Below are 12,515 nucleotides of genomic sequence, written 5' to 3' on the forward strand. Positions count from 1 at the left end.
TTAATGAATGCCTCAAACATTAAAATTATGAACCTAAGAAAACCAATAATATACCTACTACTTTTAGTTGCCTCCTACAACTATGGTCAGGAGTTAAATTTGCCCGTATTTACACAATACTTGGCAGATAACAATTTCGTGGTTTCTCCAACTTACGCTGGAATAGGGGATAATTTAAAAATTAGAGCTAACGGATTAACACAATGGGTTGGTATAAAAGGAGCACCAGATAATCAATCGGTTTATGCAGATGTAAGGTTAGGTGACCGTTCTGGTTTAGGTTTTTCATTTTATAGCGATAGAAATGGAAACACCATTCAATCAGGTGCAAAATTTTCGTTTGCACATCATTTAATTTTGGATGTTAGCTCAGAACAATATTTGTCATTAGGTATTTCACTGAATGTAAATAACTTTAAAATTGATATCCATAATTTTAATACATCATACGAAAACCCAATTATTGATCCGTTTGTAACAGATGACAGAAGAACTTCAAATACAAATTTTGATATTGGAGCACTTTATAGATATAAAGCATTCTTTTTTAGTTTGAATGCAAATAATATTCTTGAAAAAAGTGTTAGTGAAATTAGAGTTGCAGAACCTAATTTGCTTATGAATTATCAAGTATACTCTGGTATTACTTTTGGTGAAACTAAAAAGAATGGGATTGAATTCGAACCTTCTATGTTCTATCAATACTTTAGTAGTGATAAACGTTCGAGTACCGATTTAAATTTTAAAATGAGAAAATTTGGTAGAAATGACGATTATTTTTGGGCAGGTATTTCATACCGTTTCTTAAACGATCAATTTTTAAAACCACTCAATATAGGACCTATGGTAGGTTTTAATAAGTCCATTGTTTATTTCGGATATGCTTATCAAATAACTACTAACGAATTATCTGCGTATAATTCAGGAACGCATGTTGTTACTATTGGATTAAACTTTTTACGTGCTATCAGTAATTGTCCATGTACAAAGACAAGGGTGAGGTATTAAAATCTATTTCTCTACAATTTCTACCTCAAAAAGCTTATCCCAGCGCTTGCCAGTAACAAATAATGTTTTTGTTGTTGGATTATAGGCTATACCATTAAGTACATCTAAACCGTCATGCTGAGTTACTTTAGCTTTTAATGGTTTAAAATCAATAACTCCAATAACAGCACCGTTTTTAGGATTGATAATAGCTACACCATCTTTTTGATACCGATTAGCATAAATACTACCATTAACCCATTCCATTTCATTAATGCCAATTATCTTTCCTTTATTCGTGTAAACCTGAATATTATCTTCTTCTATTAAAGTCCCAGGATTTAGTAGCCATATTTTTTCAGTTCCATCACTTTTATAAATTATATTCTCGTTGTTGCACAGACCCCAACCTTCTTTACTGTTACCATACTTAAAACTACTTAGTTTATCAAAGGTATTCACATCGTAAACAAAGCCAGTACCTTCTTTCCAAGTTAGTTGATATATTTTATCATTTAATATGGTAAGCCCTTCACCAAAGTATTCATCTGCCAAATCAATATTTTTTATAACCTCACCCGTTTTATAGTCTATTTGGCGAAGCTTAGATTCTTTATATTGCCCAGTGCTTTCATAAAGTTTTCCGTTAAAAAACTCAATACCTTGTGTATATGATGTTATATCGTGCGGGTACTCGTTTATAATGTTATATGTATATATTTTAGGGGCTTCATTGTTTAAAATGGTAATCTTACTAGTTGCCACTTGTCTCTCATTATTAAAAAATACTATAGCCTCAATAGTATGCTTTCCTAACTTGAAATTTAATAAGTTATGGGATTCAGTTATGGCCTTTCCTTCTAAAGTATAATTAACAGAATCAACAGGATGATTCTTTTTGTTTATTAATGAAATGTTTAAAGTTTCAGAAATAGAAATATTCCCTTTTTTAGCATTAGTTTTTATAGAAAAATCACTTTTTTTTTGACTAGAGTTAGAACCACAAGAAATTACTAATCCTGCTAAAAATATGATTATAAGAGCTTTAAATAACTTCATTTTAAACTTAAATTTTAAGCAAGATATTTATTTAAAATCAGTTTAAAAAATCATTGTGAAAATTTTAAAAGGTTGTATCTTTGCAGCCGGCAAGTCCTACACAACTAGCTCCTGTTGAATCCTCCAGGGCGGGAACGCAGCAAAGGTATACGGTTGTAGCAGTGTGATGTAGGTAGCTTGCCTTTTTTTGTACAATAAAATTAAATCTTGAAAGCTTTGGCTAGTCAAGATTTTTTAGTTTATTGAACATTCCCTCGAATCCCGATAGCTATCGGGAGGGAGTCACATTAATTTATCATACTAATTATAATTCAAATTATTTTAAATTGTATTTTGGTGTTTTGATTTTATATTTTCAATTATTATGTCGAAAGTTGTTTTAATTACTGGTGGTTCATCTGGAATAGGTAAATCTACAGGTGAATATCTAACTGAAAAAGGCTATACCGTATATGGTACGAGTAGAAACCCCGCTAATTATAAAAGCAGTGTTTTCCCAATCCTCGAACTTGATGTTAAAGATACTAATACGATTGAAAAAGTAATAACTAGTATCATAGAAAAAGAAGGAAAACTAGATGTTTTAATAAATAATGCTGGAGCTGGTATAACCGGTCCTATTGAAGAAACTCCAGAAAAGGAGATTAAAGCAAATTTTGACACGAACTTTTTTGGGCCAATTAATGTTATTAAAGCTGCGCTACCATATATGCGTAATCAAAAAGCAGGTTTAATTATTAATATCACTTCTATTGCTGGTTATATGGGCTTACCATATCGTGGCATTTACAGCGCGAGTAAAGGTGCTTTAGAGCTTTTAACAGAAGCTTTTAGAATGGAATTAAAAGGCTTCAATATAAATATGGTTAATGTGGCTCCAGGTGATTTCGCAACCAACATAGCGTCGGGACGTTACCATGCGCCTCTTTTGGAGGATTCTCCATATAATAAATCTTATGGGAATACATTAAAATTAATGAACGAACATGTTGATAGTGGTAGTAACCCTAATATGATGGCTCAACAAATATTCAAAATAATAAATACCGAAAACCCTAAAGGACATTATAAAGTTGGAGAATTTATGCAAAAATTTTCTATTGTTCTTAAAAGAATACTTCCAGATAAGGTTTACGAAAGCCTCTTGATGAACCATTATAAACTTTAAGTTGCTAATTGGTACGTTATTTGATATTACTGTTTCTAAATTCGTAAATCATGAAACAAGCATTATCAATAACAGTACTACTTTCTTTCTTTTTACTTAATTCTTGTCAAGACATCTTAGAGTGTGTTATTAACAGACATCCACAGCTGCAAAATGCAAGACTTACAACAGGTCAGGTAAATAATTATTATTTTGAAGAAATTCGGGCCGATATCAATAATGAACCACGTGATGACAGTTATTACTATTATTTTTCATTTGATGGTGATTTACCGCGCGGACTTGAATTTATTATAGATTATAGAAGCGTATTCATTGAAGGGCAACCGTTAGAATCTGGGGTTTATAATTTCTCTATTCGCTTAACTGTTGAACAGGCTAACGATTATTATGACAATTGTGAAAATCGATTGAATGATTGTGATGGTTTATGCGAAGACACTACTATTGAAAGGTATAGACTGGTAGTCAATTAACTTCTTTTAAGTTGTTAATATATTTTAATATAATTTAATGAGCAAACTAGCATATTATTGTAAATTCGCCTATTAATTAAATAATAACCTAAACTATTTTTTAGAATGAAATTTTTTATAGATACAGCGAATCTAGATCAGATAAAAGAAGCTCAAGACCTTGGAGTTTTAGATGGTGTAACGACTAATCCATCTTTAATGGCTAAAGAGGGCATTACTGGTCATGACAATATTTTGAAACATTACGTTGATATTTGTAATATAGTAGATGGAGATGTTAGTGCAGAGGTTATTGCTACAGATTTTGATGGCATGATTCGAGAAGGTGAAGCTCTAGCGGAATTACATGACCAAATAGTTGTTAAGCTACCAATGATAAAAGATGGTGTTAAAGCTTGTAAATATTTTTCAGAAAAAGGAGTGAAAACAAATGTAACGCTTGTTTTTTCAGCGGGTCAAGCTCTTTTAGCTGCTAAAGCAGGAGCAACTTATGTCTCTCCTTTTATTGGTCGTCTTGATGATATTTCTACCGATGGTTTAAACTTAATTGCTGAGATTAGACATATTTATGATAACTATGCCTTCGATACGGAAATACTAGCCGCTTCTGTGCGTCATACCATGCATGTTATAGATTGTGCTAAATTAGGTGCTGATGTAATGACAGGACCTCTTAGTTCAATTGAAGGTTTACTTAAGCACCCATTAACAGATATTGGTTTAGCTAAGTTTTTAGCAGATTATAAAAAAGGAAATTAACAAGTGAATTTATAAAATAAAAAAAAAGCCTTTACTAAATTTATAAAGGCCTTTTTGTTTGTTATGTGATTTGTTAGTTATTTAATAATCCTAACAGTTGTTCTTCAAAATCTGAGTAGAATATGTTGGTGTTACTATCAAATATCTTCTTGTGTTTGTCTATAATAATAGCCTTAGTCATTGGGTAGATAGCTAATACTTCTCTAGCCTTTTTATGGTCTTTAAATTGATATTTGTTATCAAACGACAAATGATTTCGCTTCAATGTTTTTGTTATCATTTCTAAGTTATAATCATCAACGTTAATAGTAATAAAGGTTACTTCAGGGTATTTTACTTCTAATTCTTTCAATTTTTTGTGAGTATCTTTAAAATGGCCATATATAGAATGAGACCAAAAGCATAATACGGTTGTAGAACTAATTACGGCATTAATATCTTGTTCTTTATTATCGCAATCTACTACAGAAATTTCTGGTAATTTGTTGCCTCTTTTTAGCCTATAAATTGAAGAAGCATAATGCTTAATTTGAGTATTGTTTTTATCACTTTCGCTTTTAGCTAAAAACGATTTTAAAACTGCATCACTGCATTCCTCACTTTTATTTTTGGTTAAAAAGTTAATTGTGTAGTGGTAAAGTAACTCATTCTTAATCGATACATTATCAACTAAACTATCAATAATTTTTAACTTGTCTAAAGTGAAACAAACGGATTTACCATTGAATTTACCATTCTTAGCATGTCCAAGATGTTCTTTAAGAGCTAAATTGTTAAAATTAGATTTTAAGAAAGATTGATAACTAAAATAATCTTTTAAAAAGTCGTCATTGTAATTAACATTTTGGCGGTAGGCATAAAAGTTATCGGGTAAGGATTCTAAAATATCAGCTTTGTTTTTTCCGTAATGAACAAAAGGGTAAATTTCTTTATTAAAATAATGACTATAATCAATATTAGCATGCGCTACTTTATTAAATAAGGAAGAAGTTTCATGCTTATTTTTAAATCTATATAGATAATCAAGCTTCTGGTCTTTCAGTTCTTCAATTCGTTTTTCAAAAGCTTCTGGATCTAATTGACAAAGTTTAAAGACCTCCTTTTCTTTCTTTTCATTTTGAAGAAACTCATTAATAAAATAGTTGTTTTTTTTATCCCCTTTGCCAGTGTAAACAAGTGACTCGTCAAAATCTAAAGTATTCAATCTAAAAATTATGCTATCACTGGGTTCTAAAAGAACCATTTGAAATTCATCACCGTGGCGAAAAGTGTATAAACCTTGTTCTAAATCGTTTATTTTAAATAAAAACCTGTTATTACCGTCTAAAATAATTGTATCTAAAGTAGTTTCAGATTTAGTTATAACTACAAAGTTGTTTTTCGGATTAATAATTTGTCCTCCTATATATGCATAATTATCTTGACTAGAATTGTTGTCTTTTTTACAACCAATTAAAGTAAAAGCAATTAATAGTATTCCAATATATAATTTCATAAATCCCTTTCTCATTGTTTAGGTGAGACTCCCAGTATTCTCAACAAAAATATGCCTTGTATTTAAAATGACCTGTTAATACGCTGTTAAATGTTATTATTGTTAGATTCTAATTAATTCACTAAAGTTTAAAAATATCTAGGTTACATTTCGCCTAACAGATTGATTTTTCTACTTTTGCAAAAATTTTAATAAAAGTTATGTTATCAGTTTCTAATCTATCAGTTCAATTTGGAAAACGCGTATTGTTTGATGAGGTAAGTACGGCCTTTAATAATGGCAACTGCTATGGGATTATTGGTGCCAATGGTTCTGGAAAATCTACATTCTTAAAGATTTTATCTGGAAAACAAGATCCTACTTCTGGGCATGTTTCATTAGAAGCAGGAAAGCGTATGTCTGTTTTAGAACAAAATCATAATTTGTATGATGCACATACTGTGTTAGAAACCGTATTAATGGGTAACAAACCATTATTCAAAATTAAAACAGAAATAGATGCTTTATACGCAGATTATTCTGATGAGAACGCCGAAAAAATTGGAGAGCTACAAGTAGAGTTTGAAGAAATGAATGGTTGGAATGCCGATAGTGATGCTGCTGCAATGTTATCTAATTTAGGCATAAAAGAAGACTTTCATTATGCACTTATGGCAGATTTAGATGGTAAACAAAAAGTACGTGTTTTATTAGCACAAGCGCTTTTTGGAAATCCAGATGTACTTATAATGGATGAGCCTACTAATGATCTAGATTATGAAACAATTGCATGGTTGGAGAACTTCTTGGCTAATTATGATAACTGCGTTATAGTTGTTTCGCATGACCGTCACTTTTTAGATGCTGTTTGTACGCATATTTCTGATATTGATTTTGGAAAAATAAATCACTTTTCGGGTAATTATACTTTTTGGTATGAGTCTTCTCAATTAGCAGCGAGACAGCACGCTCAACAGAATAAGAAAGCCGAAGAAAAGAAAAAAGAATTAGAGGAATTTATTAGACGGTTTTCAGCCAACGTTGCCAAAAGTAAACAAGCGACTAGTAGAAAAAAGATGATTGAAAAACTTAATATCGCTGATATTAGAAGAACAAGTCGTCGTTATCCTGCTATTATTTTCGAACGTGATAGAGAAGCAGGTGATCAAATATTGAATTTAGACAAACTTACGGCTTCAACAGAGGGTGAAGTTTTGTTTAAAAGTATAGATTTAAATTTAGCAAAAGGAGATAAAGTAGTTGTGTTCTCAAGAGATTCAAGAGCTACCACAGCATTTTATCAAATTTTAAATAATAAGGAAAAAGCTGATTCTGGTAAATTTGCTTGGGGAGTAACTACAACTCAGTCTTATTTACCATTAGATAATAGTGAGTTTTTTAATAATGAACTTACTTTAATAGATTGGTTACGCCAATGGGCGACTACAGAAGAAGAGCGAGAAGAAGTGAATATTCGTGGGTTTTTAGGCAAAATGATATTTAGTGGTGAAGAAGCTTTTAAAAAGTCATCTGTTTTGTCTGGAGGAGAAAAAGTAAGATGTATGTTATCACGAATGATGATGATGAGAGCCAATGTATTACAACTTGACGAACCTACAAATCATCTTGATTTAGAAAGTATTACAGCATTTAATAATTCACTTAAAAATTTCAAAGGGACCGTTTTGTTTACAACACACGATCATGAATTTGCACAAACTGTAGCAAACAGAGTTGTGGAGTTAACTCCAAATGGTGTAATTGATAGATATACAACTTTTGATGAATATATGCAGGATAAGAAAATTAAAGAGCTACGAGACAAGATGTATTCTGTTAACGTATAGATAAAATTAAAATCCTGAGACATCAGGATTTTTTTGTTTTAAGACTCTAACTCGGCAGTAATACCTTGCACAACTTCTACAGCTCTATCGAGTTCATCCTTGTGTACATAAACTTCATTAAGTAAATGACCTCCAAAAATAGGATTGAGGTTAGATTCGTTTTGTGCTTTTATAACAGCACTAATTCCTGTTTCTTCTAAGCTTTGCTTTATGTGCTCACTTATTACAAGATTACCCGTAAAAACTTTAATATAATTAGAATCTGTCATAGCTAAAAAGGATTTTAGGTTCATCTTAAAGATACAAAATATTAAGGATAATTAAAAGTTTTATTGAATTGATATTAACTATGAATGGATAAAATCATTAAATTAGAAGGAGTAAAAAACTTCTTTTTAGGTTACATTTTAAAAATTTATTAATTATGAAAAAAACTACAGTATTTTTATCGATATGTATCTTGCATATTACATCTTGTAAAGAAAAAGTAACTATACAAGACGATACTTTAAATTCAAATATTATAGAATATAGTCAAATAATTGATTTAACTCACGATTTTTCTGATGAAACTATATACTGGGTTACAGCAAAAGAATTTCACCTTGATACTGTTGCACATGGTGATACAGACAAGGGGTTCTTTTATGCTGCCAATAACTTCACTACTGCCGAACATGGAGGTACTCATATTGATGCACCCATTCATTTTGCGAAACAAGGTCAAACAGTAGATGAAATACCTATTGAGAATTTGATTGGACAAGCTATAAAAATTGATATATCGAAAAAAGCTTTAAGCAATCCAGAATATTTAGTAAGCATAGACGATTTTAAAGACTGGGAAGAATCTGAAAACATGCAGATACCAGAAGGATGTATTATTTTGCTTGAAACTGGCTTTTCTAGACATTATCCAAACAAACTAAAATATTTAGGTACAGAAATGCGAGGTCCAGAAGCCATAAAAGATTTGCACTTTCCTGGATTAGACCCATATGCTGCATCATGGTTAATTGAAAATAGAAATATTCATGCTATTGGCTTAGATACACCAAGTATTGATTACGGGCAATCAACAGATTTTAAAAGCCACATCATTCTTTTAGGCGAAAATATTCCAGCTTTTGAGAATCTCACAAATTTGGAAATGTTACCAACTAAAGGTTTCGCTATTGTTGCTTTACCCATGAAAATAAAAGGCGGAAGTGGTGGTCCACTAAGAATTGTAGCTTTAGTAAAATAAATTCAAAATAGTTACCTCAATTCAGCATTAAGTTGTTTTTCAAAATTACTTTGAAGTTTGCTCATAATTTTGTCTATCTGCTTATCAGTAAGTGTTTTGTTTTCGTCTTGCAAGGTAAAACTAACAGCATAACTCTTTTTACCCTTGGGTAAATTCTTGCCTTGATAAACATCAAATAGATTAACAGATTTCAATAATTGCTTCTCACTCTGCTCTGCAATTTTATGGATAGCTTCAAAACTAACGTTATCATCTAATAATAAAGCAAAGTCACGACGTACTTCTGGATATTTTGGAATTGATTTAAACGTTATTTTATTTCTCTTCACAATCTCTAAAATATTATCCCAATTAAAATCGGCATAAATAACTTCTTGTGATATATCAAAATGGTTTAATACTGATTTAGAAACTAACCCAAATTCAAGTAGCTTAATTTTTCCTAAACTAAAGGATATTCCTTCACTAAATAAATCATTATTAATAGGTGATTCATTATATCTATTGATTCCCAAACGTTCCAAAATAGAAACAATAATGCCTTTTAAATAGAAAAAATCACTTTTTTCATTTTTTGTGTGCCATTGTTCTATAAATCGATTACCAGTTACAAATAGCGTTAAGTGCTTTATTTCATCTCGTTTATCGCTGTAGCCGTGATATGTTTTTCCATACTCAAACAACTTTAAGTCTTGTCTTTTTCTATTAATATTATAAGACACGGCTTCTAATCCAGAAAACAATAAAGACTGCCTTAAAACAGATAAATCTCCACTAAGAGGGTTAAGCATCGAAATATTATGATCTTCTTTAAGCTGCTCACTTAGCGCGATATAATTTGGTATTGTAAGCGAATTAGAAAGAATTTCGAAAAAACCTTGAGACGCCAGTTGATTGCTAACAACATTTTGAATTTTATGATCTTCAAATCTTGAAGCATTAGAGATAGAGGCATTGAGTTTTTCAGATGTTTTAATATTGTTATAACCATAAACGCGCAATATTTCCTCAATTACGTCGGCTTCACGCTGCACATCGTTGCGATAAGAAGGTACTGTAAGTCCAAGACCAGTTTCAGTAACATTATTAACCTTTATATCTAATGACGTAAGAATACGCTTGATTATTTCTTTCGGAATTTCTTCTCCAATGAGTTTTTTTGCCTTATCAAAACTTAATCTCACCTCAAAATCCTTTATTTTATTAGGATAAACATCAATTAAATCACTCGTTATTTCACCACCAGCTAGTTCTTGAATTAGTAAAGCTGCCCTTTTTAATGCATATTCTGTGATATTTGGATCGATACCACGTTCAAATCTAAAAGAAGCATCAGTGTTTAGTCCATGACGTTTTGCGGTTTTACGAATACTAACAGGATTAAAGTAAGCACTTTCTAAGAATATACTTGTCGTATTTTCTGTAACACCAGATTCAATACCTCCAAAAACACCTGCAATACACATAGGTTTCTTTGCATCGCAAATCATTAAATCTTCTGGATGCAATTCTCTTTCAATACCATCGAGCGTTGTAAATTTTGTGCCAGCTTTTAAGGTTTTTACTTCAATTTTATTGCCCGATATTTTTACGGCATCAAAAGCATGTAAAGGTTGTCCTAATTCATGTAATACATAATTAGTAGCATCAACAATATTGTTTATTGGATTTAGTCCAATAGCTTTTAGTCGATTTTGCAACCAAGTTGGAGATTCTTCAACTTTAATTCCAGAAATAGTAACACCACAATATCTTGGCGCTAAATCTTTGTTTTTAACATCTATATCAATTTTTAGTGTGCGATTATCTGTATGAAAAGCGCTTGCCGATGGTGTAATAAGTTCTAAGTTAATTTCCTTTTGAACTAATCCAGCTTTTAAGTCTCTTGCCACACCATAATGGCTCATGGCGTCTGCTCTGTTTGGCGTAAGTCCAATTTCAAATATAGCATCGTTTTCAATTTTAAAAACATCCGCAGCTAGAGTACCTATTTTTATTTTATCATCTAAAACCATGATACCATCATGTGATTTGCCTAAACCTAATTCGTCTTCAGCGCAAATCATACCATGGCTCTCTTCACCACGAATTTTTCCTTTTTTAATTTTCCAAGCTTCTCCTTCTTTAGTATATAAGGTTGTTCCAATAGTTGCAACAGGTACTTTCTGACCAGCATCGACATTTGGTGCACCACATACGATTTGCAATGGTGAGTCGGAACCAACATCTATGGTGGTGATTTTAAGTTTATCAGCATTTGGATGTTTAACACAGGTTAGTACTTTGCCAACTACCACACCTTCTAGGCCTCCTTTTACAGATTGGTAGCTCTCAATACCCTCAACCTCAAGACCTAAGTCTGTTAGTAATTCTCCTGTTTGTTCTGGCGTCCAATCAACTTTTATAAATTGTTTCAACCAGTTATATGAAATCTTCATAAATCATTTTCTATTTAAGCTAGCAAAGATAAAAGATTGCTCGAAGCATTCAAACAATGGTATATAAATTGTATATTATTCTCCTTAAATAAAATAAAAAGCATATTTATGAAATTAATGACTAAACTATTGTTAGCACTTCTTTTAATTGGTTTTGTCTCATGTAGAGACACTAAAAAGGAGGAAGAAGAAACTAAGGCAGCTTTACAAGAAATAGAAGCTGTAGAAGCTGAAATTAAAGAATTAGCGGACGAAGTTGAGCAAAGTGCTCAAGAATTAGAGGCTGCATTAAAAGAGTTAGATAGTATTTAAAATAATTTAAGATGAAAAATATAAAATATATTATGGTTATGGCTGTATTATTGGTGTTTGCAGCTAATCAAACAGTATTTGCGCAAGGTCAATCTAATAAGGCAAAAGCACATGCAGATAAAGAATTAAAACAAGTTGGTAAGCAGAAAAAAGAAGATATTAAGGAATCGAAAGAGAAAATGAAGAATGCAACTGCGGAAGAGCGTGAATCTTTAAGAGAGGAAATGAAGCAAACTAAGCAATCGGCAAAAGAAGAGAGAAAAGAATTAAAAAAAGAAGAAAAGGAAAAAATAAAAGAGTTGGAAGAAGCTTATAATGGTGATGATGGCGATCATAAAAAGCACAAAGAAGCTAAAGAGAATAAAGGACAAGGAAATGCCTATGGAAAAAATAAGGGCAATTTAACTGGACGTGAATTTGGTCAGGCACGAGCAGCTGAGGCCGAAGAAAAAATGGATGAAGCAGAAGAAAGATTAGAAAAGAAAGATGTTCTTTTAAAGAGAAGTCGCGAGCGTATAGAAGCGGCTAAACAGCGACTAACTAAAGCTAAAGAAGAAGGCCAATTGGAAGATGAAGAAGTTGCTGAAAAAGAAACTAAAATTTCGAAAGCTGAAGAAAAACTTGCCGAACTAGATGAGGCTATAAAGAAAGGTAAAGAGCGCGTAAAAGAGAAAAAAGAGAAACTATCTAAAATATATAAAGAAGAAGAATAAAAATAAATTAATATATTTTTAATTAAAAGTGGTGCT

General features: G+C 31.4%; 12 protein-coding genes and 1 other RNA gene. 9 read left to right on the top strand and 4 right to left on the bottom strand.

Features of this window, described 5'->3' with window-relative positions; genetic code table 11:
- Positions 1 to 27 precede the first annotated feature (27 nt).
- A complete protein-coding gene (locus AC2D6V_RS10115) occupies positions 28 to 1,008 on the top strand; it encodes a PorP/SprF family type IX secretion system membrane protein (RefSeq protein WP_484648020.1) in 981 nt (326 codons plus the stop codon).
- 3 nt (positions 1,009 to 1,011) lie between these two features.
- On the opposite strand, the gene AC2D6V_RS10120 is transcribed toward AC2D6V_RS10115, so the two are convergent.
- Positions 1,012 to 2,046: a glutaminyl-peptide cyclotransferase gene (locus tag AC2D6V_RS10120; RefSeq protein WP_484648021.1), complete on the bottom strand. Its 1,035-nt coding sequence runs from the start codon at positions 2,044 to 2,046 to the stop codon at positions 1,012 to 1,014.
- Positions 2,047 to 2,133: 87 nt separating this feature from the next.
- Between AC2D6V_RS10120 and ffs the strand changes: the two genes are divergently transcribed.
- The 4 genes from ffs to fsa all read left to right on the top strand — a co-directional run bounded on the left by ffs (position 2,134) and on the right by fsa (position 4,449).
- Positions 2,134 to 2,232: signal recognition particle sRNA small type (gene ffs / locus AC2D6V_RS10125), an RNA gene on the top strand.
- Between the two features lie 178 nt (positions 2,233 to 2,410).
- Positions 2,411 to 3,214: an SDR family oxidoreductase gene (locus tag AC2D6V_RS10130; RefSeq protein WP_484648022.1), complete on the top strand. Its 804-nt coding sequence runs from the start codon at positions 2,411 to 2,413 to the stop codon at positions 3,212 to 3,214.
- A 50-nt stretch (positions 3,215 to 3,264) separates the two neighbouring features.
- Positions 3,265 to 3,690 (top strand): hypothetical protein, encoded by a 426-nt coding sequence (locus tag AC2D6V_RS10135; protein WP_484648024.1) that lies wholly within the window; start codon positions 3,265 to 3,267, stop codon positions 3,688 to 3,690.
- A 105-nt stretch (positions 3,691 to 3,795) separates the two neighbouring features.
- Complete coding sequence (fsa, locus tag AC2D6V_RS10140) at positions 3,796 to 4,449, top strand: fructose-6-phosphate aldolase (RefSeq protein ID WP_484648025.1); 654 nt, start codon at positions 3,796 to 3,798, stop codon at positions 4,447 to 4,449.
- 73 nt (positions 4,450 to 4,522) lie between these two features.
- Here the strand turns inward: fsa and AC2D6V_RS10145 are convergent, their stop codons facing one another.
- Positions 4,523 to 5,944: a TlpA family protein disulfide reductase gene (locus tag AC2D6V_RS10145; protein ID WP_484648026.1), complete on the bottom strand. Its 1,422-nt coding sequence runs from the start codon at positions 5,942 to 5,944 to the stop codon at positions 4,523 to 4,525.
- A gap of 200 nt (positions 5,945 to 6,144) precedes the next feature.
- On the opposite strand from AC2D6V_RS10145, the gene AC2D6V_RS10150 reads away from it, so the two are divergent.
- On the top strand, positions 6,145 to 7,770 hold the full coding sequence (locus AC2D6V_RS10150) for an ABC-F family ATP-binding cassette domain-containing protein (protein WP_484648027.1): 1,626 nt from the start codon (positions 6,145 to 6,147) through the stop codon (positions 7,768 to 7,770).
- Positions 7,771 to 7,808: 38 nt separating this feature from the next.
- Here AC2D6V_RS10150 and AC2D6V_RS10155 read toward each other — a convergent pair whose 3' ends face one another.
- On the bottom strand, positions 7,809 to 8,039 hold the full coding sequence (locus AC2D6V_RS10155) for a putative signal transducing protein (protein WP_484648028.1): 231 nt from the start codon (positions 8,037 to 8,039) through the stop codon (positions 7,809 to 7,811).
- A 155-nt stretch (positions 8,040 to 8,194) separates the two neighbouring features.
- Here AC2D6V_RS10155 and AC2D6V_RS10160 point away from each other — a divergent pair, with 155 nt between their 5' ends.
- Positions 8,195 to 9,016 carry a cyclase family protein gene (locus AC2D6V_RS10160; RefSeq protein ID WP_484648029.1) on the top strand — a complete coding sequence of 274 codons (822 nt, stop codon included), beginning with the start codon at positions 8,195 to 8,197 and terminating at the stop codon, positions 9,014 to 9,016.
- An 11-nt stretch (positions 9,017 to 9,027) separates the two neighbouring features.
- On the opposite strand, the gene pheT is transcribed toward AC2D6V_RS10160, so the two are convergent.
- Positions 9,028 to 11,454, bottom strand: coding sequence for a phenylalanine--tRNA ligase subunit beta (pheT, locus tag AC2D6V_RS10165; protein ID WP_484648030.1), 2,427 nt, complete (start codon positions 11,452 to 11,454; stop codon positions 9,028 to 9,030).
- Between the two features lie 108 nt (positions 11,455 to 11,562).
- Here pheT and AC2D6V_RS10170 point away from each other — a divergent pair, with 108 nt between their 5' ends.
- Both AC2D6V_RS10170 and AC2D6V_RS10175 read left to right on the top strand, forming a co-directional pair.
- On the top strand, positions 11,563 to 11,766 hold the full coding sequence (locus AC2D6V_RS10170) for a hypothetical protein (protein WP_484648031.1): 204 nt from the start codon (positions 11,563 to 11,565) through the stop codon (positions 11,764 to 11,766).
- A gap of 11 nt (positions 11,767 to 11,777) precedes the next feature.
- The gene (locus tag AC2D6V_RS10175) at positions 11,778 to 12,479 is read left to right on the top strand and encodes a hypothetical protein (protein ID WP_484648032.1); all 702 of its coding nucleotides are present in this window, start codon (positions 11,778 to 11,780) and stop codon (positions 12,477 to 12,479) included.
- Positions 12,480 to 12,515: the final 36 nt, after the last annotated feature.

The sequence above is a fragment of the Algibacter sp. YIN40 genome, from assembly GCF_057219435.1.

Coding starts and splice junctions, on each gene's coding strand:
- AC2D6V_RS10130 (WP_484648022.1), top strand. CDS start 2,411: ATGTCGAAAGTTGTTTTAATTACTGGTGGTTCATCTGGAATAGGTAAA.
- AC2D6V_RS10120 (WP_484648021.1), bottom strand. CDS start 2,046: ATGAAGTTATTTAAAGCTCTTATAATCATATTTTTAGCAGGATTAGTA.
- AC2D6V_RS10135 (WP_484648024.1), top strand. CDS start 3,265: ATGAAACAAGCATTATCAATAACAGTACTACTTTCTTTCTTTTTACTT.
- AC2D6V_RS10145 (WP_484648026.1), bottom strand. CDS start 5,944: ATGAAATTATATATTGGAATACTATTAATTGCTTTTACTTTAATTGGT.
- AC2D6V_RS10155 (WP_484648028.1), bottom strand. CDS start 8,039: ATGACAGATTCTAATTATATTAAAGTTTTTACGGGTAATCTTGTAATA.
- AC2D6V_RS10150 (WP_484648027.1), top strand. CDS start 6,145: ATGTTATCAGTTTCTAATCTATCAGTTCAATTTGGAAAACGCGTATTG.
- AC2D6V_RS10115 (WP_484648020.1), top strand. CDS start 28: ATGAACCTAAGAAAACCAATAATATACCTACTACTTTTAGTTGCCTCC.
- AC2D6V_RS10175 (WP_484648032.1), top strand. CDS start 11,778: ATGAAAAATATAAAATATATTATGGTTATGGCTGTATTATTGGTGTTT.
- AC2D6V_RS10170 (WP_484648031.1), top strand. CDS start 11,563: ATGAAATTAATGACTAAACTATTGTTAGCACTTCTTTTAATTGGTTTT.
- pheT (WP_484648030.1), bottom strand. CDS start 11,454: ATGAAGATTTCATATAACTGGTTGAAACAATTTATAAAAGTTGATTGG.
- fsa (WP_484648025.1), top strand. CDS start 3,796: ATGAAATTTTTTATAGATACAGCGAATCTAGATCAGATAAAAGAAGCT.
- AC2D6V_RS10160 (WP_484648029.1), top strand. CDS start 8,195: ATGAAAAAAACTACAGTATTTTTATCGATATGTATCTTGCATATTACA.